Raw genomic sequence first — 599 nt, forward strand, 5'->3', positions numbered from 1 at the left:
CTACGGCGGCACCACGCCCGCCGGCAACCCGAGGAAGTACTGGACCTACGACTTCCTGAGGTGGCTCGACAAGGTCAGGCCGGAGGACGATGGCGGGGTTCGGACGCTCGCCGCCCTGAGGAACGAGGTCGAGGCCGCGGCGGAGGCCCGGGCGGACCTGCTCTCCGAGTACAGGGCCGCCGTGGATGCCAGCCCGATCGCCGCGGAGGCGGCCGCCCTCCAGTCGATCAAGGGCTGCGCCTTCGCGCTGGCCGCGGCCTTCTCGGCCGAGGTCGGCGACTTCACGAGGTTCCGTTCCGGAAGGCAGGTCACGGCCTATTTCGGCCTCGCGCCGAGTCAGAGGTCGAGTGGCGACTCCGTGCGGCTCGGAGGCATCAGCGGCGCGGGCAACGCGCTCGTGAGGAAGCTGGCCGTTGAGGGCTCATGGTGCTACGCCGCGGCACGGCACCAGCCGAAGCTCATGCCGAGGGACACGGGCGTGCCCCTCGAGATAAGGATGCACGGGAGGAAGGGGTCCGAGCGGCTCCTGCGGCGGCGCGAGGAGATGCTCGCCCGCGGCATGCCCGCGGCGAAGGCCAACGCGGCCACCGCGGCCGAGC

General features: G+C 72.1%; 1 protein-coding gene. It reads left to right on the forward strand.

The window, feature by feature from the left end; translation table 11 throughout:
* The coding region (locus tag ACTQXM_RS09045) for a transposase (RefSeq protein ID WP_441537653.1) at window positions 1-599 on the forward strand (599 nt) is incomplete at both ends.

Origin of the sequence: Collinsella sp. LCP19S3_D3, from assembly GCF_052121455.1 — a bacterium.
Lineage (GTDB): Bacteria > Actinomycetota > Coriobacteriia > Coriobacteriales > Coriobacteriaceae > Collinsella.